The 21,408-nt window shown below is 42.1% G+C and carries 22 protein-coding genes; 15 read left to right on the top strand and 7 right to left on the bottom strand.

The annotated features are described in order from the left end of the window. The first annotated feature begins 34 nt into the window (after window positions 1-34). From PSBA01_RS08030 to PSBA01_RS08000, 7 genes are all read left to right on the top strand, one after another. Window positions 35-817, top strand: a complete 783-nt coding sequence (locus tag PSBA01_RS08030) for a 2OG-Fe dioxygenase family protein (protein ID WP_186473804.1) — start codon at window positions 35-37, stop codon at window positions 815-817. Next, window positions 814-1,422, top strand: a complete 609-nt coding sequence (locus tag PSBA01_RS08025) for a LysE family translocator (RefSeq protein WP_186473802.1) — start codon at window positions 814-816, stop codon at window positions 1,420-1,422. Before PSBA01_RS08030 ends, PSBA01_RS08025 begins: the two co-directional genes overlap by 4 nt. An 11-nt stretch (window positions 1,423-1,433) precedes the next feature. Further along, a complete protein-coding gene (gene thrH / locus PSBA01_RS08020; RefSeq protein WP_186473800.1) occupies window positions 1,434-2,051 on the top strand; it encodes a bifunctional phosphoserine phosphatase/homoserine phosphotransferase ThrH in 618 nt (205 codons plus the stop codon). A 136-nt stretch (window positions 2,052-2,187) separates the two neighbouring features. Next, window positions 2,188-3,036 (top strand): hypothetical protein, encoded by an 849-nt coding sequence (locus PSBA01_RS08015; RefSeq protein WP_186473798.1) that lies wholly within the window; start codon window positions 2,188-2,190, stop codon window positions 3,034-3,036. Between the two features lie 36 nt (window positions 3,037-3,072). Further along, window positions 3,073-4,160, top strand: a protein-coding gene (locus PSBA01_RS08010; RefSeq protein WP_186473796.1) for an IS3 family transposase whose coding sequence is annotated in 2 segments (ribosomal slippage) — window positions 3,073-3,325 and window positions 3,325-4,160 — 1,089 coding nt in all. Because the reading frame shifts where the segments join, the coding sequence is not laid out codon by codon here. Between the two features lie 618 nt (window positions 4,161-4,778). Continuing rightward, window positions 4,779-5,624, top strand: coding sequence for an SDR family NAD(P)-dependent oxidoreductase (locus PSBA01_RS08005; protein WP_186473794.1), 846 nt, complete (start codon window positions 4,779-4,781; stop codon window positions 5,622-5,624). 21 nt (window positions 5,625-5,645) lie between these two features. Then, window positions 5,646-5,951: a putative quinol monooxygenase gene (locus PSBA01_RS08000; RefSeq protein WP_186473792.1), complete on the top strand. Its 306-nt coding sequence runs from the start codon at window positions 5,646-5,648 to the stop codon at window positions 5,949-5,951. Window positions 5,952-6,159: 208 nt separating this feature from the next. Here PSBA01_RS08000 and PSBA01_RS07995 read toward each other — a convergent pair whose 3' ends face one another. The 3 genes from PSBA01_RS07995 to PSBA01_RS07985 form a co-directional block, all read right to left on the bottom strand. Beyond that, a complete protein-coding gene (locus PSBA01_RS07995; protein ID WP_186473790.1) occupies window positions 6,160-7,071 on the bottom strand; it encodes a response regulator in 912 nt (303 codons plus the stop codon). A gap of 3 nt (window positions 7,072-7,074) precedes the next feature. After that, window positions 7,075-7,905, bottom strand: coding sequence for a sensor histidine kinase (locus PSBA01_RS07990; RefSeq protein WP_186473788.1), 831 nt, complete (start codon window positions 7,903-7,905; stop codon window positions 7,075-7,077). Between the two features lie 307 nt (window positions 7,906-8,212). Beyond that, the gene (locus PSBA01_RS07985) at window positions 8,213-8,494 is read right to left on the bottom strand and encodes a DUF503 domain-containing protein (RefSeq protein ID WP_186473786.1); all 282 of its coding nucleotides are present in this window, start codon (window positions 8,492-8,494) and stop codon (window positions 8,213-8,215) included. Window positions 8,495-8,649: 155 nt separating this feature from the next. On the opposite strand from PSBA01_RS07985, the gene gorA reads away from it, so the two are divergent. Both gorA and PSBA01_RS07975 read left to right on the top strand, forming a co-directional pair. Then, window positions 8,650-10,005, top strand: a complete 1,356-nt coding sequence (gene gorA / locus PSBA01_RS07980) for a glutathione-disulfide reductase (protein ID WP_186473784.1) — start codon at window positions 8,650-8,652, stop codon at window positions 10,003-10,005. Between the two features lie 135 nt (window positions 10,006-10,140). Further along, window positions 10,141-10,362, top strand: a complete 222-nt coding sequence (locus PSBA01_RS07975; RefSeq protein ID WP_186473782.1) for a hypothetical protein — start codon at window positions 10,141-10,143, stop codon at window positions 10,360-10,362. A gap of 4 nt (window positions 10,363-10,366) precedes the next feature. Here the strand turns inward: PSBA01_RS07975 and PSBA01_RS07970 are convergent, their stop codons facing one another. Together PSBA01_RS07970 and PSBA01_RS07965 are read right to left on the bottom strand one after the other, a co-directional pair. Continuing rightward, window positions 10,367-10,978: a GNAT family N-acetyltransferase gene (locus tag PSBA01_RS07970; protein WP_186473780.1), complete on the bottom strand. Its 612-nt coding sequence runs from the start codon at window positions 10,976-10,978 to the stop codon at window positions 10,367-10,369. An 85-nt stretch (window positions 10,979-11,063) separates the two neighbouring features. After that, entirely contained in the window at window positions 11,064-12,713 is a 1,650-nt protein-coding gene (locus PSBA01_RS07965; protein WP_186473778.1) for an FAD-dependent oxidoreductase, read from the bottom strand. 242 nt (window positions 12,714-12,955) lie between these two features. Between PSBA01_RS07965 and truD the strand changes: the two genes are divergently transcribed. Continuing rightward, window positions 12,956-14,239, top strand: a complete 1,284-nt coding sequence (truD, locus tag PSBA01_RS07960; RefSeq protein WP_186473776.1) for a tRNA pseudouridine(13) synthase TruD — start codon at window positions 12,956-12,958, stop codon at window positions 14,237-14,239. A 28-nt stretch (window positions 14,240-14,267) separates the two neighbouring features. Here the strand turns inward: truD and PSBA01_RS07955 are convergent, their stop codons facing one another. After that, window positions 14,268-15,728: a sensor domain-containing diguanylate cyclase gene (locus tag PSBA01_RS07955; RefSeq protein ID WP_186473774.1), complete on the bottom strand. Its 1,461-nt coding sequence runs from the start codon at window positions 15,726-15,728 to the stop codon at window positions 14,268-14,270. A gap of 292 nt (window positions 15,729-16,020) precedes the next feature. Then, entirely contained in the window at window positions 16,021-16,902 is an 882-nt protein-coding gene (locus PSBA01_RS07950) for a PHP domain-containing protein (protein ID WP_186473772.1), read from the bottom strand. Between the two features lie 304 nt (window positions 16,903-17,206). Here PSBA01_RS07950 and PSBA01_RS07945 point away from each other — a divergent pair, with 304 nt between their 5' ends. The 5 genes from PSBA01_RS07945 (at window position 17,207) to PSBA01_RS07925 (ending at window position 21,381) form a co-directional block, all read left to right on the top strand. Beyond that, window positions 17,207-17,758 carry an inner membrane-spanning protein YciB gene (locus PSBA01_RS07945; protein WP_186473770.1) on the top strand — a complete coding sequence of 184 codons (552 nt, stop codon included), beginning with the start codon at window positions 17,207-17,209 and terminating at the stop codon, window positions 17,756-17,758. Between the two features lie 134 nt (window positions 17,759-17,892). Next, window positions 17,893-18,210, top strand: coding sequence for a YciI family protein (locus tag PSBA01_RS07940; protein WP_071003108.1), 318 nt, complete (start codon window positions 17,893-17,895; stop codon window positions 18,208-18,210). A 62-nt stretch (window positions 18,211-18,272) separates the two neighbouring features. Then, window positions 18,273-18,638 carry a hypothetical protein gene (locus tag PSBA01_RS07935; protein ID WP_228724540.1) on the top strand — a complete coding sequence of 122 codons (366 nt, stop codon included), beginning with the start codon at window positions 18,273-18,275 and terminating at the stop codon, window positions 18,636-18,638. A gap of 129 nt (window positions 18,639-18,767) precedes the next feature. Next, window positions 18,768-20,840 carry an FAD-dependent 5-carboxymethylaminomethyl-2-thiouridine(34) oxidoreductase MnmC gene (mnmC, locus tag PSBA01_RS07930; protein ID WP_186473766.1) on the top strand — a complete coding sequence of 691 codons (2,073 nt, stop codon included), beginning with the start codon at window positions 18,768-18,770 and terminating at the stop codon, window positions 20,838-20,840. Between the two features lie 106 nt (window positions 20,841-20,946). After that, window positions 20,947-21,381 carry a secondary thiamine-phosphate synthase enzyme YjbQ gene (locus PSBA01_RS07925; RefSeq protein WP_186473765.1) on the top strand — a complete coding sequence of 145 codons (435 nt, stop codon included), beginning with the start codon at window positions 20,947-20,949 and terminating at the stop codon, window positions 21,379-21,381. The last annotated feature ends 27 nt before the right edge of the window (window positions 21,382-21,408 follow it).

The raw sequence follows: 21,408 nt of genomic DNA, 5'->3' as shown, positions 1-21,408 counted from the left end.
ATGCAACTACATTAACAGACGATATGAGCTAAGCATGAAAAATGTAGAGAACGTAACCGTTGGAAATACAGAATTAAACTCCTTGACCAATATTAAAGGAATTATCTCTGACTTGGAAGATACTGGTTTTGTCCTAATTGACAGTAGGACATTCCATAAAGTACAGAACGAAAATCAGATTTTAGTTACAGATAAGGATAAACTAGAGTTTATTATAAGTTGGCAAAATCTAGAGGTTGATCGCTTCATGTCCGATAATGGAGTATATCGAACAAGAAAACATGCTACTTTTACCATAAATAGTAAGTCTAAAATCTATAACAAAAATGACTATCAGCCTCATTATCAAACAACTGAATACAACACTCTAAATGGTGGAGTTGAAAGGTTTTACAAAGAAATCGACACAAACACGATTAGAAATCCAATTTTTAAGAACCTGATCCAATTCGCCTACTCAGCATTCGATAAAAATGAAATCAAAAGTTGGTACGTAGAAGCTCATCAGTTTAGAATTGAAGCAAAAAATCAGATTGATGGTAAGCCTACTCCAGAAGGTATTCATAGAGACGGTGTTGATTATGTACTCATGGCAATGGTTAATAAAGAAAACGTGGTTGGAGGTATTACAACTATCTATGATTTAAATAGGAATGCATTAACTTCTTTTGAGCTTAAAGATTTTTTAGATATTGCAATAGTAAATGATCATATTGTTTACCATGGTGTATCAGAAATTCAACTTCACAATAATATTAACAGTAAAGTAGGTGTGAGAGACATTCTAGTTCTTACTTTTAAAGAGTTAAATAAATGACAGAATTCTTCACCGTTATCATGATTACTATCCTCGCTGTCATCAGCCCTGGTGCTGATTTCGCTATTGTAACCAAAAATAGTTACTTATATGGACGCTCTGTTGGTGTATTGACCTCTATTGGTATCGCTTTAGGAGTTCTAGTACATGTCGCCTACACACTAATAGCTGTCGCCGCTGTGATGAAGTTAGCCCCTAACTTTTTGACTCTCATAAAGTATCTTGGTGCATTTTATCTTATTTATATTGGTTATCAAACGTTTACACAGAAGCCTGTAGAAGAGACTAGTTCCTCTAATCACATTAGTTCTAGACAAGCATTACGTTATGGCTTTTTTACCAATGCTTTAAATCCTAAAACTACACTATTTGTTATTAGCACTTATACGCAAATTGTGAGTGCTATCACACCGAAGTCTATCTTAATCGGTTATGGCTTGTTCATGTCTGTTGCACACTTTATATGGTTTGCTCTAGTCGCTTTGTTGTTCTCTCAACGCACCTTGAGAGAGAAGATGCTGAAGAAACAACTGGTAATCAATCGAGTCATTGGGTTCATATTAGCTTTGCTAGGTGTGTTCTTGCTCTTTACTAATTTAAACTAAGGAAGTTGAATATGAATAAAGTCGCTTTTATCGATATGGAAGGTGTCTTAGTTCCAGAAATATGGAAGTTCTTAGCAAGTCAGCTAGGTATATCTGAGTTAAGTATAACAACGAGGGAAGTAGAGGATTATGAAAAGCTTATGCTGTATCGTATAGCTGTTCTAGAAAAGCATCAGATTACTCTACCTAGAATACAAAGTATTATCGGGCAACTCAATCCAATTGAGGGAGCAGCAGAGTTTCTACGAACGTTAAGAATAAAGGGTTTTGATATTCAGATCGTATCAGACTGTTTTTATGAATTACTCGAAGTTTTTTTACACCAATTAGAAGTTCCAATCGAAACAATATATTGTCATCGTTTACAGTGTAATGATAAAGGTTTTATTAAAAAAGTGTTATATAGTCGTCAGAAAGGTAAACATGAAATTATAGAAAAATATCCATTATCATTGAAACATAGTATGGCAATGGGTGATGCTTTTAATGACTTCACGATGTTAAAAGCCGTAGCTCATGGATACTTATTTTTACCTTCAGAAGAGGTTATGCAGAAGGCTCTGCCTATATTTAATATCGTAAATAGCTATCAGGAAGTTATCGTCTCTCTCGACACAAAGATGGTCTGAAGATTTTTTTTGAAGCTCTATAAATAGGAGTCGCTAAAATGGTACTTTTATAAAAGGTCTATTGTATTGCAATTTTTTAATACCTTATTATGAGCTAAATAGAACCCGAAAACAGTGCTCAATTGGATAGTCATTTATGAACAGCGAAAATTCAGATCAACCACTGGCTAATTTACGAACTAACAAATTAACCAGTCTACTGAAAGAGAGTTTTTGGACGATACTTGGTGGCTTGTTAGGCAGCTCGATAGTTGCCTATCTTTCTTCACGTTTTTTCATTAAGTTCTACTTGATAGAGATTGGTTATCCATCCTTGACCTACAGCGCTTTATTAGATAACAGCACCGTATCAGCTTTGACATTTGGAATTTTTGCGGTTCTAATCGGTTTTCTTTTTGCCTTTTGTGTAGCACCAACAGTTTTGAGATTACTCTACACTGAAAAATTAAAATTATACGAAGAAATACATCAAGATTATAAAAAGCCGATAATTATATTTCTATCTATTTGCTTGTCACTACCTCTCCTTGTACTAATTCCTGAACAATACGTTCCATTCTTCGACACAAAACACTTGATATATTTAATTTTCACATCATCCCTTTTATTTACCTTTTTCTTATTTAAAACTTGGAAAAAGACAACGATTGAGGAAAAGTTTAAATTATTATTTAATGGTTTGCTGTTTGGAGGCGTTTCTTTTTTTGCTTTTTATCCATTTCTAATACTCATCAATGCACTAAACTACTCTGATATTCCAAATTTACTGGCATACCCTATTACTATAGTAATTTGGATGGCGTATAGTATTTTTAATGGAGTTAGAGTAGTTTCCCAAGAAATTTTTCAATATTTTATTGACATCAGTATTGGTCTGTTAGTTCTGTTAGAGGTCATCATATTAAGCTCAAATACTATCAAAGTGCCTATAGCTGAATTTGTAGGTATGGTAATCCCCCCAATAAATAAGAACACTTACAAATAGAGAGTAACTGCTAAAATACACCAGCAGGAGAATTCTATGAAAAAGACACGCTTTAGCGACAACCAAATCGTCAACATCCTAAAACAAGCCGAACAAGGCGTCCCTATTACCGAGCTGTGCCGCGAGCATAACATCAGCCAAAGTACCTTTTACAACTGGCGCTCAAAGTATGGCGGCATGGATGCCTCTTTAATTGCGCGCTTAAAAGAACTTGAAGTTGAAAATGCACGTCTTAAGAAGATGTATGCTGACGAATGTCTTAAGTCCGATATTCTACAGGATGCCATGACAAAAAAGTGGTAGCGCCCCAAAGGCGCAAAGCGTTGGTTTGTCACTACATTGAAGATCGTAGCATTAGCATACGCCGTGCTTGCCGTATCTTTAACATCAGCGTCACCTGTTATTATCACAAGTCGGTGGCAACAGATGAGAACCAGCAAATAGCGGACTTACTTATCAAACTGACCGATGAGAACAAGAACTGGGGCTTTGGCTTGTGCTTTTTAACCTTGCGTAATGTGCTAGGACTGCCGTACAACCATAAGCGGGTATATCGCATCTACTGCGAGCTTGAACTCAACCTTAGAATCAAGCCTAAGCGTCGCATTAAACGTGCTAAACCAATACCATTAGCAGTACCTGATAGGATTAACCAAAGCTGGAGCATGGACTTTATGCACGACAGCTTAACTGATGGCCGCGGCTTTAGACTGTTCAATGTCATTGATGATTACAACCGTGAGGCACTCACCGTTGAAGTCGACTTCTCGCTACCGGCCGGGAGGGTCATACGCAGTCTTAATCAGCTTATTGAGTACCGAGGCAAACCTGTGCAGATAAGATGCGATAACGGCCCTGAATACATCAGCAATGCGCTCAAAGACTGGGCTGAGCAGCAAGGTATCATCTTAAGCTATATTGAACCTGGCAATCCACAGCAAAATGCGTATGTAGAGCGCTTTAACAGAACCATGAGATATGATTGGTTAAATCAGGAGCTGTTTGATAATCTAGAGCAGGTACGCGCACAAGCAGAAAACTGGTTATACCATTATAATCATAAGCGCCCAAATATGGGCAATGGCGGTTTTACACCGATACAGAAACTCAATCAGGCAGCTTAATTCTATTTATTAGGTGTCTTAAGTTTGGGAGGGTTACCGTATCAAAGATGCTGAAGCTCAGATTTATGAGGTTTCACAATCAGACTACGACGAACTAAATCAAAAAATCACTAAGTTTTGGCAAGTTGGTAAAACTTGTAGTACTGGTGACACCTGTACAATGATAAGCGCGGACTACGATGAAAGTTGTATCGAAGACTGCGAAAACTCTGTCTATTTACAGGGGCAAGTTATTTTTCGAGACTTAACAAATGCAATTATTTGCCCGCCAAACTACAAGTTTGGCAAAGAGATGAATGATCGTTGCCTATTGATTGAACAATCAAAAATCAAACCAACGTCACAAACTGCTGCATCACTAAAGGAGAACAGTCACGTTGTTGTGAATTCTTTTGTTCTACAATGATGAATATAGTTGTTATATCTCGCATCTTGACATCAACCTATCTCTAATTCATTAAAGTCCTACCAAGTACCCCATGTCAAAACACCATCAAAACACCATCAAAACACCATCAATTACAGCCACCTTTCCAATCACAACACTTTCATTACAATCAGTGCCATAACGACCGATAAAATAGAACACATACAAAATTCAAACTATAAGGATGACTCATGACGAAGAATATTTTAATTACTGGCAGCACGGATGGCATTGGTAAACTTGCCGCTTTAAATTTAGCCAAAGCAGGACATCACGTGTACTTGCATGGCAGAGACGCTGACAAACTTGATAGCGTTATTGTGGAGGTCAAAGCAGTAGCGACGGGCACAGCAGTAGATTATATTGACGGCTTTGTGGCTGATTTTTCAGACTTAAACGCAGTACGTGACATGGCAGCAGAAGTAAACAAAAAACTGTCTAAACTTGATGTGCTGATTAATAACGCTGGGATTTATACCACCAGCTCACCTGTGACCAAAGACGGATTAGACGTGCGCTTCGTGGTCAATTATTTAGCGCCTTACGTGTTGACCAACGCCCTATTACCACTACTTAAAAAGTCTAATAAAGCTCGCATCGTCAATCTAAGCTCAGCGGCGCAAGCACCGATATCCTATCCCGCCTTTGCAGGCAACGAGCGTCTCGATGATAAAGACGCTTATGCGCAAAGCAAGCTCGCGCTTACGATGTGGAGTATGGACTTAGCCGATACCGTCGCAGGCGATAATATTAATGTCATTGCAGTCAATCCAGGCTCACTTCTCAATACTAAAATGGTCGATGAAGCTTATGGCAAATATTGGTCATCGGCGGATAAAGGCGCGAATATCCTAACCGAGCTTGCTATATCCGATGAGTTCGCTGACGATACAGGTAAATATTTTGACAATGATATCAAAGACGGCGTGCATGGCGAGGCTAGAGGCGAGTTCGGACAACCGCATGCCGATGCGTTAAATAAAGACGCTATTGCCAAGCTTAAACGCCAAACGCAAGATGTATTGCAATCACTATAAGGCTAACCATAGGACGTATTTATGAATACTCAAGAAAAACAAGCGATCACTCTCATTGCCACTATCACCGCCAAACCTGAACATGCTGAGGAGGTTAAATCTGAGCTACTTAAGCTCGCCGAGGCCTCACAAGCTGAGCAAGGCGCTATCCACTATAATATTCATCAAGATAATAATAATCCTAATCATTTTGTCACTTATGAGGTGTGGGAGACTAAAGCGCTTATGGATCAGCATGGACAAAGCGCGCATTTTCAAAACTTTATGAAAGTGACCAAGGAGATGATCGAAAATTTTGATCTTACGCAAATGACTCGTATTGCGTAAGTTTTGAGAGAGTGCGGTTTGTGGTACTTTGTCTTTTGATAGTGTGATTTGGGCGCTTTAAGAGTCTCAGGTTATGACAGTTTAAATTAGTCTTTAGACTGAGTGTAAGTCCGTAGGGTGCGTTCCACGCACCTTTAATCTTACGGTAATAAATGGAGCATGGAGATCAAAATTTATTTTTTCTAAAATAATTACTATGAATAGAATGTTAATTATCTTTCACCTGTTCATCTATAAAGGATTTGAAAGTCTCCAACCTATCATTAGAAAAAATTAAACGTTCGAAGTGTCTGTTAGATAAAAAAATTACCTTTTTATTTGTTCTAGATTCTCTAATAGCCTCAAGATAGGCTGTACTAGTGAATCCTCCTGATGTTGCTATAATCCCAAATTCAGATAAATTAGCAGTATTTTCAAGCTTATTTTTAAAAACAATGAACATATTCTTGTCCACGTTTGCCTTCGGCATATTTTTGCACTCTATGAGAAAATACTTACCAAACTTATTTAAGAAACTATCTTCAACATCATTTCTAATAATCAAATCAACTTCATTGCGAGACTTATCGATATTACGTCTATTTATCTTATCAAAACCCATACTATTAAATAGTAGTGCAACAAACTGTTCAAACTTAACTCCCTTTCTATAAGTATCTTCAAGATTTTTACATTCAGCATAGTTTTCTAGTAAAGCATTTTGTACGCTATCATCAGAATTAAAGTGCTCATTATGGTAGTTTTCGATAGCTCGTACTACGTTTGAAGCAAAGATACTGAAAGATTCCTTGTCAATTGTATCGATAACCTTGCCAGAAAGTAGCATATCTTTGAAAGAAGCGTAAAACTCACCTGTGAATGCAGATGTGATCAAAATTTTAGCAAACGGATTCAGTTCGATTACTTTCTTGGCTATAGATATTCCATCTATATCATAATCATCCATTCTTAAGTCAAGAATAGCTAAAGAATAGTAAGAGTTTTCTACTTTATCTAAAATATCGTCTTCTTCATATGCGGTAAATATGTAATACTCATCATCAAGAGTAGAGGACAAATACCTTTCAAGATTATCTACTTGAGCCTTTTCATCATCTATAATTAGAATACTCTTTTTCATCGTTCAAGTCTCCAATCTTAAAGGCAAAATTATTGTAAAACATTTAGTAAAATTTTCATTGTGAACATCACTATATATTATACTTCCACCATTTGAAACACATAAATGCTTAGCATGATATAGACCTATACCGGTACCACCAGTTGTAGAAAAACCATAATCAAAAAGACTATTTTTATATTTTTCATTAATTTCTTTCCCATTATCACTAACCTTTATAGTTAAATTTTTGCTTTCAACATATGCTTTTAGCTCTATTGTTTTATTACTTATACTTTCAAGCGCTAGTGCTTTAATAGCATTCACAATAAGATTATTCAGTAGTTGAAACATTATATTAAAAGGTATATAGAATGTAACGTCAACACTACTATCTACCTTGAAATCAATATCTAGTTCTGCAAGTGAGCTTCTATTGATGATATTAATAGCATTTACCAAGTCTGAAAACTCACAACTGCTCTCTTCATTATGAACAACTAATTTAGAAAATTCATCTAATGTATTACGTATGAACTCTACGTTCAGTCGGATTGTTTCAAGCTGATCGTCAGTAATACTGTTAGCTTTGTAAGTACTTACTATCCCATCAATTGAATGAACATAGTTTTTCAAATCGTGTCTAGCGAAATTACTCAATAGAGAAAGGTGGTTTGCATGACTCTTTGTTAAGGAATCTAGAGTATTACGGAAGCCCTCTAGCTCTTCTCTCTGTTTTTGTACTTCCTCCTTTTGTTTGTCCAGCTTTTCATTGAAAACTTGTCTTTGAGTTTTTGGAGAGCGAAAGAGAGGCTTAGCGACCTTCTTTTTACTTTTCTTGTTACTTTTTGGCATTGATGATTTTCCATAGTTCAAATTAAGATATTTTCAACATGCTGAAATGTGAATTACTTACAAAATTCGTTCGAAGTAAATACTATCATACTAAATAATGATCAACACTAAATAGTCACCTTGAGGAGTGGTTTAGCCCCGATTGTAGCGGTTATCCTTGGGGACGCACAGAGTTGCGGGCGCTTGGCTAGAGGTGGTCGCTCGAATGTTGGAACGACTCTAGTCTTAGCGCCCGCTTCTGTGCTAGCCAAGATATGAGCGAAAAGCGGGATTAGCTCCCATACTCCATAAGATAAACCCACCCCACCTAAATAAACTCCCGCTCAACATTCATCATCCGCGCGTCTACTATACGTTCTATCTTTTCCTCGATTTGACTACATTGCGATTCAACCTCGCGTTTAGATAGACCAACGATGACGAAAGTCCATTCGCTGGCGTCGTGTCGATCGCGCTCGCCGCTCTCACAGACGGCAACGCTTGGTGTATTACCAAAGCGGGCGTGCAGTCCGCCCATACGTTGGCGCTTTTCTTTTAAAGAGCTGCAGCCGGGCAAGGAGAAAGTCAACGTCAGGATAGCGATATGCATTTGTTTTCCCTTTTTCTTATCAATGTTAACGTTATTTACGCTTCATGGTATCATCAAGCACACTTAATGCATGGTCAACAACTTGTAAGATTTATTATTATACCCATTACTATAAGGTCGAAATTGTACCAAAACTTAATAAAGAGATCTCAACAATGATAAAACATTATGATTATATTTCCATTGGTGGCGGTAGTGGCGGTATTGCCTCGCTTAACCGTGCAGCAAGCTATGGCAAAAAGTGCGCGATTATCGAAGCTGAGCAATTAGGCGGTACTTGTGTCAACTGGGGCTGCGTACCCAAAAAGGTGATGTGGTACGGCGCGCAAGTCGCTGAGGCGATTGAGAAGTACGCGCCAGACTACGGATTCGAGGTTGAGTTAAAGAATTTCGATTTTCAAAAACTCATTCAAAGCCGTCAGCAGTACATCGAGAATATTCATCGCGCTTATGACAATAACTTAGCCAAAAATGGCGTGGAAGTGATTAAAGGCTTTGCTAAATTCGTCGATACCAATACGGTTGAGGTCAATGGCGAGCAAATCACTGCTGACCATATTTTGATTGCGACGGGCGGTCATCCTATTTTCCCTGATATCCCAGGCGCAGAGCACGGTATCGATTCTGATGGTTTTTTTAAATTGACTCATTTGCCCAAACGCGTCGCTATCGCAGGCGCAGGTTATATCGCTGTTGAAATCGCAGGCGTGCTGAACAGCCTCGGCGCTGAGGTACATCTATACGTGCGTCAGCATTCTCCGCTACGCTCGTTTGATCACACTATCGTTGAGACCTTGCTCATAGAGATGGAGCAAGACGGCATTCATTTGCACACCAACACTACGCTCACTGAGGTCAATAAAAACGAAGATGGCAGCTTAGAGCTATTTACCAAAGATGGTACGCTAGATACGGTTGATTGTCTGATTTGGGCGATTGGGCGCGCGCCTTCAACCGACAACATCAACCTACAAGTAACGGGCGTAGAAACCACCGAGTTTGGCAAAATCAAAGTCGATAAATTCCAAAATACCAATGTCGATGGTATTTACGCGGTCGGTGATATTATCGAAAACAGCATTGATCTGACACCAGTCGCCATCGCCGCTGGTAGGCGTCTGTCTGAGCGCTTGTTCAATGATAAGACTGACGAGCATTTGGTTTATGATTTAGTACCAACGGTAATCTTTACTCATCCTGCTATTGGTACGATTGGCTTGTCAGAGATTAACGCGGTGGAGCTACATGGCAAAGACAACATCAAGTGCTACACCTCGACCTTTACCTCGATGTATAGCGCGGTGACGCAGCATCGCCAAAAGTGCGTGATGAAGCTGGTGTGCTTAGGTGAGGAGGAGAAAATCATTGGCCTACATGGCATCGGTTACGGTGTCGATGAGATGCTGCAAGGGTTTGCCGTAGCAGTGAAGATGGGCGCGACTAAGGCTGACTTTGATAATACCGTTGCTATTCATCCAACCGGTGCAGAAGAGTTTGTGACGATGCGTTAGACAGACTGAATGAGAAGAAAGGCTATTTTTAACAAATCGCCTTTTTTATTGTCTATTTTTGCTTTAGTGTAAAACCACATACAGACGGCACAATCCTGATACTGCTATGATGCGTTTAATAATGACCGTTGCGAGATGACTGTGTGGCAGATTTACCTTTTTATATTACCCGTGGGCTTAGGCATCATGACCTTGGCAGGAAGTTTGCTATTTTTATTCGCTTTTCTCATGTCTGATGATAATGCCACGCGCGTGCCCGCTTTTAACTGGTTCAAGCGCTTAATTATCGTGGCATTTATCTTGCTCAGCATTGGGCTGTTTATGACTTTTGGGCATTTTTGGGGGCCACCAAGATAGGGGCTTATGCACTGACCCTTTTTTCTAACTCCAATAACTCTAAATCTTCGCGTTTTGGCTCACCATTATTACCATCATTTGGGAACGGTATTTTATTACCATTTAACTGATAGCCACGGCGCTGATAGTAAGCCAAAAGCTCAGGCCGATGGCTCAAGATTGACATGGTTAAGCGTGCAGGCTGTTTATCAGTGCCATTTTCAGTTGATAACAGATGTCGTGTGGCAAACGTCTCTGCCGCTTGTAATATCTCATTGCCAACGCCCTGCCCTTGCAGTTCAGGATGCACGGCAAACATACCGATATAGGCTTTTTTGTTTGAGTTGGCATCAGTTTTTATATCGACAGCGATACAACCAAGTATTTCACCTGTCTCTTTTGCATCACGCTCACCTGTCGTGGTTTTTGGATAGACAAACAGATAGTGTGTGGGATTATTAATCGTACTCGCCAGCTCCTCTGGCGTGATACGGATACCGCCGACTAAGTCAGCCTCATTGGTCCAGCCCGCTGTCTCTCGATAGCAGCAGTTTAATAACCGCTCAAGTGCGCCAATATCACTCGCGTCAGCCTGACGTAAAAATACGGCATCTTTGCTCAAATTACTTTTATTCATATTATAGTGTTCCTTTTTTATTTATAAAAAAACTGGCCTAGTTTCCTAAGCCAGCTTAAATACTAATACTTATCTGTCTATAGTACTAGCGCGATAATGCATGCGCCTGGTCAATCATATCAAACCCTGCATTAAGCTGTGCGCGCGTTGGTGCATGACCTCGGCGTAATAGTTCAGAGAAAGCAACCAGCTCTTTATCACGTCCAAGCGTACTTGCCGCACTCGCACGTGTATCCGCACCTTCGTCATCAAAATAATATTCGATATAGTCGAGCGTATCTGGCGTACCAAATAGGATATTGTGATCGGGCGTTGGCGCATGACCGCTATAGCGTAGGCTTTTGCCATATTGCATGGTCCAAAAGAAGGGAATGCGCGCCTCTAGCGAATCGACATTGTCATTATTTAGTATTGCGGCTGCCGTGACCATGCCATGCTGCAACGCCACGCGCCAATGTTCGATACGCATACGACCCATTTGGTTGGTAGGTTTGGCAATATCACCGAGCGCATAGATACCATCGCGCAGTTGTAGATGAGCGTCAACTTGTACACCATCTGGATCATTGATCTCATGCAATATCTCTGTACGTGGTGACACACCTGTGCCCAAGACCACAATATCAGCATCAATATGCTCGCCATTCGCCAACGTCACACCGCCTACATTTGAGAAAGCCTGATTATTGCTATCTCCATCCTTGTCCACTTGACGCTCAATCTTAGTGATTTCATTGACGGTTGCATCGAACACAAAGTTAATGCCCTTTTCTTCATGTAGCTTAATTAAGGCGTTACTCACCGTTTCTGAGACGATATTGCTCATTACACGGCTGCCTTGTCCAATCACGGTAATAGAAGCAGTCGTGCCTGCTTGCGCCAATGCCGAAGCGGTCTCCATACCGATAAAACCTGTACCGATAATCACTACGCGCTGGTCATGACTGGCCGCTTTGATCAATTTGGCATCTGCCATGCTACGCAAGGTATAGACGCCATCTGTCTCTGCTCCTTTGATAGGCGGAGTGATCGGCGACGCCCCTGTTGCCACCACTAAGAAGTCCGCTGTCTGCCGCGTGCTGTCGCCGTTTTCATTTTTTATGACAATGGTCGCCTCATTGGGCAATACTTCGCTGACCGTTTGATTCAGGTGCAGATCAATATCGTTGCTACTCGCCCAATCTGATCCGCCCAATAATAGCTTATCTTCATCCATTTTCCCTGCCAAAAATGCTTTCGATAATAATGGGCGGTTATAAGGAGCTTTGTCATCTTTGCTAATCATGGTGATTTTGCCGCCATAGCCACCTTGGCGCAATTGATGCGCGGTCATAAAACCTGCACCGCCGCCGCCGACGATGATGGTATGCGTATCAGCGAGCTGATCGTTATCTGCTCGCTCGTTGATATTGCTAGTCGTATCAACGATTAAGTTGTCGCCTTGCCTAGTCACGCTATAGCGCGTCAAGCCTTTCATCGCAACCGGCTCTATCAGCGAACCATCAGTACTATCAAAAGTGCCATGATGCCAAGGACAAACCACTCGATGACCGCAGCGTAACCCATTGCCCAAATCTGCACCCGCATGCGGGCATTTACCATCGAATGCATGGAACTCATCGTCATCACGAGTGATTAAAATGATGCTATCGTCTTCTTGCTTGTACGATTTCATACCGCCATTTGGAATATCCGATTTTGTTATCGTGACTGTGTTGATCATCGCCTTGGTCATAATGCTTCCTTAACAGTTATAATGAGTTCCTGATGATAGCGTGTTGAAAATAGCCCTAACCATTCAGAGCGATTCAACCTACCTTATTATTTTTGATGTTTTATGCATTGATAGTAGCAAGCGCGCAGCATATACGATGTTTTTTTGTATGCTTGCTGCGTTGCAAAACGTAATTGCGCCGTTTTTATCAGCGTCTTTGCTATCTCCATTTATTATAAATAAACACAATAAAAGACTATTTTATGACTCCTCAAGACACCTCTAACGATATTGAAAACAACTCTGCTCCTCAGTCCATCTTAGATAGTGACTCAGATAGCGATACAAATAATCAGGCTGCCGACAGTTTTGATCTCAGTGTTATTGATATTGGCGCTGTCACTGACACCGCAAACTTGCCGCAGCCAAAGCCTCAACCGATAAAGCAAGCTACTTATAAAGCAGATGCCACCGACTTTGTGGTCAACGAAATACTCCCGCTAGAGTTGACAGGTGATGGTGAGCATCTATGGCTGCATATTAAAAAACTAGGCATGAACACCGCGTATCTGGCAAAACTGTTGTCAGAGTGGGCAGACATACCGCTACGTGATGTCGGTTACTCAGGACTGAAGGATCGTCATGCGGTGACGACCCAGTGGTTTAGTCTGCGTATACCCAAAAAGCAGTTGCCGCCTACAGAGTTTGCGCCGATAGATATTGGCGAGCATGAATCTGTCGTTATTCTGGCGCAGCACTGGCATAATAAAAAACTCAATCGCGGTACCCACCGTGCCAATCAATTTATCATTACCTTGCGTGATATTAAGTTTACGAATGATGATGAAAACACTGAATCAACTGAGCAATCGTTATCTACTCAGCAGACGGCTAAGCAACGCGTCGAGGAGCATTTAGCACGCATCGATGAAACAGGTGTGCCTAACTACTTTGGCCCACAGCGTTTTGGTCGTCAGGGTAATAATGTTAGAGAAGCGTTGTCGCTATTTGCCCGTCCAGCGCGCGAGCCAAAGCCGCAACCCAAAAAGAGCAAACGCAAACGTGCGCCACGCGAACAAAATACGATGGAGCTGTCGGCAGCCCGTAGCTTGATATTCAATGAGATACTAGCCGCGCGAGTTCGTAATGGCAGCTGGAACACTGGCCTAGCAGGGGAAGTATTTAATCTGGATGGTTCGGGGTCGATATTTACCAGTGAGGAGATAGACGATACGTTACGCGCTCGTATGAGTAGCGGCGATATTCATCCAACTGCTGTGCTTTGGGGTACAGGTAATGACAAAGTCAGTGGCAGTGCAGCCGCGTTAGAAAACGAAGTTGTACAACACAGCCCATTACTCATGCAGCTAGCAATGGGATTGGAGCAGCGTGATATTAAAGCGCAAAGACGATCATTACGACTGCCTATTGAGCAATTAAGCTGGGAGTGGTCGGATGAGCAGATATTGGTATTGAGCTTTACGTTGACCACTGGTAGCTTTGCCACTAGCATGCTAGCAAGTTTGGTTCAGCAGATGGATTCATGATTGAGTTATTGATAGTGCAGAGGGGCAGCTAGCGGTTTTTGTAGAGTGAATGGATACTACCATTTTTTTCAGCAAACATATGGTTGGCACTGACGACTTGATTGCGTCCACGGTGCTTGGCTTCATAAAGAGCCTTATCTGCTGCGCTAATCAAACGTTGGCAGATGTCGCTAGGCAGTTTTTGCATGAATGCCATTTGGCTCTCAGCGCGCTGAGTGGCAATCGGCTTGATAAGAGGTGATGCACTTGATTGAGACTGGGCTTTTTTTGCCAAAATAGATTTATAGTTTTTGACAATGCAAGCTCTTTCTTGATGGGTCAAGGTATACAGCCCAAAACTCGCTGTCACGCTAAAATCAAACACATCACCGACCTTGATGATATGCTCAGCAATACTAAGCCGTAATTGCTCCGCAATCACCATTGCACTATCGTGCGACGTATCTGGTAGCACAACCAGAAACTCCTCACCACCGTAACGGCTAATGATGGTTTCATCTGATAACGACTGCAATAGCGTCTGCGATATTTCGATCAACACTTGATCCCCCACATCGTGGCCATAGTTATCGTTGATGCGTTTAAACCAATCCAAATCAAAGAGCATCACGCTCAAATCCTCATTGTCTCGTACCGTTGACAACGCATACTTCATTTTCTTCAGGCCGTAGCGACGGTTTTTTAGCTTCGTGAGCTCATCTTGATTGGCATACTGCAAGGTTTCTTGCCGACTATCATCTAAAACCAATAGCAAAGCACGAAATATATAAACGATAAAAATCGCTTTCGGGAATGCTAAATATAAATGGGTTGAGCGCCAAAAAAAAGCTGATGAACGCTGTATCTCAGTGATACTATCCCAACTTAATACATTGTTTTCAAACGCTGAAGCAGCAACGGCATTTTCAACCGCCATAATCTCGTTGTAAGTCAAATAATTATGAGTTTCTAGTAACGGGTGGATAACGGTCAACTGACGTAGATTGGGTAAAGTGATACCAAAATAGGGCGAGGTAATGGCCAATAACATAAGTATGATTTGTAGCCAAAACATGCGCCAAGCATAGCGGCGTTTGATGAGCATCATGCCAAGCATCGCACCGCCAACTAGCGATACTCCAGCAAACAAGCTGCTATAACCTATCACCACGATGACGGTAGCAATATAGAACGTATAAGTCAGTACTAGTGCGATTTGCCATCTGTCTAAAATATCCCGCCTACTTCCAGAGTGCGGCAAATATTTGACCATACATAAGAAAAATAAACCCATTACGCTGATTCCCAGCCATAGTGGGTACAGATAGTGCATATTGACATAGGCATGGAGCGCATCTTGTCGCCACCAAACGAACAGACACCACAGCCAATGCAAGGATACTTCCATGACAATAAATAACGCCATCAATGACGTTCTGTCAGCCGCTTGCCACTCAAAAATCATTTGAGAGAGCTTTTTGTATCCAAGATGAGAGACCGACACAGCCATAGATGGGCTACCGCAGAAAATATAAATGCACTGACTTTACAGGCATTGTGATCGAGTTAATCGAGTTAAAGGGCGTCATACCTTTTATAAACTTTTCTAGATATCCCTTTAAGTGTTACAAGTTCTGTCTGTATTATCAATCTGTTTTGTACATTTATTTATCAATCAGCAGTTTTTGAATATACAGTTTTGAGCGTCATGATATTCACATAAAAGACTCAGTCATCTTGGCGACGAAACACAAAAGTGACTAACCGCTAAAATGTCCATAAAACATGATAAAACCATCAGACTAAGCAGGCGTGTTAAACAACTCCCAAACCCCTTGTTGGTCTTCATTCAAAATAGGCACATCACCCAAACGACGCCACGGCATATTGCTACCATGAAAGTCACTGCCAATCGAGGTGACAAGATTGTGCTCGGCAATACTACGATCAACCATTCTGCGCGTGCTGATTGGTTCACTTGTGGCTGGTAGCTCACAAGCGTCACCGCCAAGCTGAGCAAACTCCCCAATCAGCTTGCGCACTCGTGTGGCCGATAGCTGATAACGCGTGGGATGCGCGAGCACCGCTCGACCACCACAAGCATGAATCAACTCAATCCCATGCTGCATCGTCAACGCCTCGATCGCCACATAAGCAGGCTTATTATCTGCCAAATATTTATCAAAGGCTTTTTGAACGGTTTTGACCTCGCCCCGCTCAAATAATATCTGCCCAATATGTGCGCGTCCAACGGCTTGCGGATTACCCCCTGCCTTATCGAGTACGGCTTGCCACAACTCATCGAAATCTATAACCAGCAGCTCACTGAGCTTTTCGGTGATGCGCTGACCACGTGTGGCCCGACTGTCTTGTAGTTGCTGCAGAGTGGCGTGCATTTTGTCGCGATCAGTAAAGTCCAGTCCCAGCACATGGATGATCTTATTGGTAGATTTGTTTTTGCCATAGCCACCGCTCAATGTGTGCTCACAGCTGATTTCCACCCCATTGATCAGCTGTATATCATAAGCATTAGCGGCTTCTCTTGCCTCATCAATGCCCGCTAGCGTGTCATGGTCGGTCAAGGCCAGTACATTGATGCCCGCTGCGTGCGCGCGCTTTACTACTTCAGTTGGTGCGTAAGTACCATCCGAACAGGTACTGTGACAATGTAAGTCGTATTTCATAAGATGAACCTTAATGTTTTAAAAAATAAGCGTATAAACAATTTAGTAGTAGATAGTCACTATTCATATTGGTTGCTATTGATTGCTATTATTAATGATAATGTCTGAGCCAACTCTCTGGATTTAGCGACTATTGCTGCTGTATTTGATGGTTATATTTGGTTAGCGCTATGGTCATTGCTCGCAATAAGAAAGGATTGTTCTATCGGGTGCTTATATCGCAGGATTATCGTGTTGATTGCTTTTTTTTGCGGCAGTAGACGTGTAAACTACCCATACGTTTTTGTTGGACACAACCTTTGCTATGAAAGCATTATTAGACTTTATCCCTTTGATTGCCTTTTTTATCGCGGCGCGTTATAACGGTATTTTGGCAGCGGCAGGGGCTTTGCTCGTCGCTACTATCGTTGTTTATGCCATTCACTTTATTCGCCAAAAAGGCAAGTTTGATAAGCAACAATGGGTCGTCTTACTATTAACCATTTTGTTTTGCGGTGGTACATTGCTGCTGCGTGATGACATCTACCTGCGCTGGAAATCGCCCATTATCAATGGTATTTTTGCGTTGACCTTGTTTGTCAGTGCCGCTATCAATAAGCCATTAATGCAGCTAGCAATGAAAGAAGTATTTACTTTAACACTTAGTGGTTGGAAAAAACTGACCGTTGCTTGGGCACTTTTCTTCGCCCTCATTGCTGTACTCCATTATATTACAGCCTTTACCATGTCAGATGAAGCGTGGATTAACTTCAAGACTTATGGCTGGATTCCGATTATGCTGGTATTCGTCGTGGCTCAGTTTGCTGTACTCAAAAAGCATCTCAACCCTGCGCTGACGGACAAAACCACTAAATAACAGTTATGCGCTGATTGCAGCTACTGTCTTATAATTGATAAAACTGCTTTTAGAGCTCAAAGTAATCAGCCGTTAGCGTTATACGATGCATTTCAAATCAATCATTACATTTTATTATCAACTAAGGAAGTTCCATGTCTTTATTTGTCATTATTGGTCATGATGTGGCTAATAGCAGCGCACAGCGTCTGATTACTCGCGCTGAACATATTGAGCGATTACAGGCGCTAAGTCGTGAAGATCGTCTGGTGATTGCAGGCCCAACGCCGATCGAACATGGCAAGAGCGATATGTCAGGCAGCTTAATCATTGCTGAGTTTGACTCTATCGAGGCGGCACAAGCGTGGGCGAACGATGAGCCTTATTTACGTGATGGCGTCTATAGTCACGTGGATATCAAGCCATTTATTCAAGCATTGCCTGCGCCCACTGATAAAGTAGCCGCGTCGTGAGTCAAAAGGTCTTTACGTTGAATACTCGATTCTATAAAAGTAGCTTGGCTAGCCTGTTACTGATGGCAGCAGTATCAGTGCAAGCCGCGCCAACGGCACCCAACGCAGATGCAGCGAATCCTACAGTAGCCCCTATAAATCAACCTGCTGTAGGCGATGCAGCAACAAGTTCAGCACTAGATATCAATGATACTCTGGCAGCACAGTTGCAACCGTCTACTAAAGCACTGTCCGAGGCCAATCAAGAACTACTCAGCCGTAATGCACAATTGCAACGCCAAGTGAACGACTTGCAGACCCAAGCAAACGTTTTAGTCTATGAGAGCAAAGGTCAGCTGTTTTTGTATGGTGCATTTACCGTTTTAATCAGTTTATTGGTGGGTATTTTTATCTCGTGGCTGGTGTTCGTTCGCCGTGATCGCTGGTAAGCAATGCGCTCTTTATAGATTTAGCCTTTGACCTGCTCTATTCTGCGACGTCTCATTGTATTTTTATGAACTTGATTCTGTCATCAAGAACATTTTTATTATAGTAAATCATCCTACTAAGAAGTTTCCATGTCTATCGCTCATCACACAAACGCTGAACCATTAAACATTATCACACCTGCCAAGGTTGAGTGGCAAATGGATGATACTGGCAATATGGTGCCAGTGTCTGGTGAGTTCGGCGATGTGTATTTTTCGCATGCGGATGGTCTGGCAGAGACACGTCATGTATTTTTAGAGCACAATCAGCTGCCTGATCGCTTGGCAGGCCTTGTACCAAAGCAATGCTTTACGATTGCCGAATTGGGTTTTGGTACTGGGCTTAACTTATTGGCGACTTGGCAGTTATGGCGACAGCTGCGCGATACCTACCCACAACTGGCAGATGCCCGCCTACATTTCATTACCACTGAAAAATTCCCGATACCGCTTGCAGATCTGACGCACATACTTGCCCTATGGGGTCAGCGTGCGCCTGAGCTTGTAGCGTTGATTGAGCCACTTTTGGCTGCGTATCCGCCTCTTATCGCAGGCTGCCATCGTTTGGACTTTTCTTATGATAATCTGACGGTCGATATATGGCTTGGTGATGCAGCCCAGAGCCTTAGCAAACTGGCAATAGAGCGCCCTCAGCAGTCTGCGCCTCAGCCTCATATCGATGCGTGGTTTTTGGATGGCTTTGCGCCTTCTTGCAACAGTACCTTGTGGGCTGACAGTATCTTTACACAGATGCAGCGCCTATCGCGTCCGCATACCACCGCCGCTACTTATAGCTGCGCAGGCATCGTCAAGCGCGGGCTCAAGGAACATGGCTTTGCCATCAAAAAGGTAAAAGGTTTTGGTCGAAAGCGAGAAATGCTCACCGCCATCATGACCGATACAAACCATATTGACGTTACTAGTGATAATAAAAGTTGTGATAACGAAAGCCACGATGCGGAGCAGATAACAACAGATAGCACCTTTAATCACACTGCCATCATTGGTGCAGGCGTTTCAGGGTTGCTAACGGCTTGGTCGCTTGCCAATCGCGGCATTGCGGTCACTTTATTAGACAAAACGGCGCCTCTGGCTGGCGCTTCAGGCAACCCTCGAGCATTGCTTGCCCTAAAAATGACGCCAATTCACCACGTTGATGAACATTTGCATACCATCGGTTATCTTTATAGCAGCAGGCTATATCGAGACCTTAATCAGAAAGCCACACAGCTCAATACAGCGCCAGTACTGGAGCCGACTGGAGCGCTTGATTTACTGGTGAAAGCCAATATTGGCACCGAGCAAATCGAAGATTATCCTGATGAGATGGCAACCACCCTACCCCATGAGCAAGCACAGAATATTAGTGGAATAAAAGAGCAAGACTTATCAGAGAACTTATACTTACCACAGTCTGGTTTGGTCAATCCGCAAGCATTGAAAACTATTATATTGACACATCCGCTCATTCGCTTTCAGCAATTAGAAGTGAGTGAGATTAACGAAACTGAACAGCAAGTGTGTATTGAAGGCAGTGATCAAAATCAGGAGACTGTCTCTATTCTTGCTGATCATGTCGTTATTTGCGCCGCCTTTGAGAGTCATCAATTAGATAAGCGCATTTTTGATTGCCGTAAAATTCGTGGTCAACTGTCTTGGTTTCGTCCTAGCCTAGAGCAACTGATAAATTTGCCAAAAATCCCGCTTAAATATAGTGGTTACTGTGCGCCCTTTAACGCAAAAGCAGGGGATGATGAGCTAAATACTGTCACCGCTGGCAAGCCATATCTATTATTAGGCGCAAGTTTTATCCGCAACGATACAGATACGGACTTAAGAGATGAAGAACATCAGATTAGCCGGGACAAGCTCGTTGCTGCCATTCCTGAGATGGAATCTATCGTGCCAGCCGATACTAGCCTGTGGCAAGGGCGCGCTGGCATTCGCACTCAGACACCGGATTATCATCCAATCGTTGGGCAACTAACCAACAGTCAGCGAATTTGGACGATAAGTGCAATGGGTGCAAAAGGTTATGCGTTGGCACCCATCTGCGCTGAAGCGTTAGCGGGTATGATGCTAGGGTCATTTGCGCCACTATCTAATGCAATGCTCGCACGTCTATCGCCCAATCGTACCCGTTTGCAAACACCGCTCACTTAATATCATTTAGGATGATATTCATGTACATCAAAACAACGATTTCGACGATTCATATTATCTTGTGATATCTTTATTTAATGTTCATTCCGACAATGAGATAAGCATCATGAGCTATCATCAAACCACCATTACCCTACCTACTTATGCCCGTGGTATTCATGTCATCACGCCTATCATCGAGGAAGCCATTGCTCAGCTCATACCGTCCAGTGCCAAAGCGGGGCTGGTTCATTTGTTTTTGCAACACACGTCAGCCAGTCTCGCCATTAATGAAAATGCTGACCCAGATGTAAGATTGGACACAGAGGATTGGCTCAATAAAATCGCCCCAGCCGATCAGCAAGAGTACCGTCATACCTTAGAAGGCTCCGATGATCTACCAGCGCATCTCAAAAGCATAATGATAGGTGTCAGTTTAACCATTCCTCTGATAGATGGTGTCTTGGGTTTAGGGATGTGGCAAGGAGTTTACTTATGTGAGCACAGAGACTTGAAGGGTTATGGCGGACAGCGTAAGCTGGTCATTACAATCAATACGTAATACTATATAGTGATGAGATGGCAGGTT

Origin of the sequence: Psychrobacter sp. KCTC 72983 (genome assembly GCF_014280455.1) — a bacterium.
GTDB lineage: Bacteria > Pseudomonadota > Gammaproteobacteria > Pseudomonadales > Moraxellaceae > Psychrobacter > Psychrobacter pacificensis.
This window is presented reverse-complemented; position numbering and strand designations above follow the sequence as displayed.

What these genes read in the sequence shown, in the direction of transcription:
- thrH (WP_186473800.1), top strand. Translation starts at nt 1,434, where the DNA reads ATGAATAAAGTCGCTTTTATCGATATGGAAGGTGTCTTAGTTCCAGAA.
- mnmC (WP_186473766.1), top strand. Translation starts at nt 18,768, where the DNA reads ATGTCTATCGCTCATCACACAAACGCTGAACCATTAAACATTATCACA.
- PSBA01_RS07940 (WP_071003108.1), top strand. Translation starts at nt 17,893, where the DNA reads ATGTCTTTATTTGTCATTATTGGTCATGATGTGGCTAATAGCAGCGCA.
- truD (WP_186473776.1), top strand. Translation starts at nt 12,956, where the DNA reads ATGACTCCTCAAGACACCTCTAACGATATTGAAAACAACTCTGCTCCT.
- PSBA01_RS07970 (WP_186473780.1), bottom strand. Translation starts at nt 10,978, where the DNA reads ATGAATAAAAGTAATTTGAGCAAAGATGCCGTATTTTTACGTCAGGCT.
- PSBA01_RS07925 (WP_186473765.1), top strand. Translation starts at nt 20,947, where the DNA reads ATGAGCTATCATCAAACCACCATTACCCTACCTACTTATGCCCGTGGT.
- PSBA01_RS07965 (WP_186473778.1), bottom strand. Translation starts at nt 12,713, where the DNA reads ATGACCAAGGCGATGATCAACACAGTCACGATAACAAAATCGGATATT.
- gorA (WP_186473784.1), top strand. Translation starts at nt 8,650, where the DNA reads ATGATAAAACATTATGATTATATTTCCATTGGTGGCGGTAGTGGCGGT.
- PSBA01_RS07935 (WP_228724540.1), top strand. Translation starts at nt 18,273, where the DNA reads ATGGCAGCAGTATCAGTGCAAGCCGCGCCAACGGCACCCAACGCAGAT.
- PSBA01_RS08015 (WP_186473798.1), top strand. Translation starts at nt 2,188, where the DNA reads ATGAACAGCGAAAATTCAGATCAACCACTGGCTAATTTACGAACTAAC.
- PSBA01_RS07950 (WP_186473772.1), bottom strand. Translation starts at nt 16,902, where the DNA reads ATGAAATACGACTTACATTGTCACAGTACCTGTTCGGATGGTACTTAC.
- PSBA01_RS07975 (WP_186473782.1), top strand. Translation starts at nt 10,141, where the DNA reads ATGACTGTGTGGCAGATTTACCTTTTTATATTACCCGTGGGCTTAGGC.
- PSBA01_RS07955 (WP_186473774.1), bottom strand. Translation starts at nt 15,728, where the DNA reads ATGGCTGTGTCGGTCTCTCATCTTGGATACAAAAAGCTCTCTCAAATG.
- PSBA01_RS08025 (WP_186473802.1), top strand. Translation starts at nt 814, where the DNA reads ATGACAGAATTCTTCACCGTTATCATGATTACTATCCTCGCTGTCATC.
- PSBA01_RS07995 (WP_186473790.1), bottom strand. Translation starts at nt 7,071, where the DNA reads ATGAAAAAGAGTATTCTAATTATAGATGATGAAAAGGCTCAAGTAGAT.
- PSBA01_RS08030 (WP_186473804.1), top strand. Translation starts at nt 35, where the DNA reads ATGAAAAATGTAGAGAACGTAACCGTTGGAAATACAGAATTAAACTCC.
- PSBA01_RS08000 (WP_186473792.1), top strand. Translation starts at nt 5,646, where the DNA reads ATGAATACTCAAGAAAAACAAGCGATCACTCTCATTGCCACTATCACC.
- PSBA01_RS07945 (WP_186473770.1), top strand. Translation starts at nt 17,207, where the DNA reads ATGAAAGCATTATTAGACTTTATCCCTTTGATTGCCTTTTTTATCGCG.
- PSBA01_RS08005 (WP_186473794.1), top strand. Translation starts at nt 4,779, where the DNA reads ATGACGAAGAATATTTTAATTACTGGCAGCACGGATGGCATTGGTAAA.
- PSBA01_RS07985 (WP_186473786.1), bottom strand. Translation starts at nt 8,494, where the DNA reads ATGCATATCGCTATCCTGACGTTGACTTTCTCCTTGCCCGGCTGCAGC.
- PSBA01_RS07990 (WP_186473788.1), bottom strand. Translation starts at nt 7,905, where the DNA reads ATGCCAAAAAGTAACAAGAAAAGTAAAAAGAAGGTCGCTAAGCCTCTC.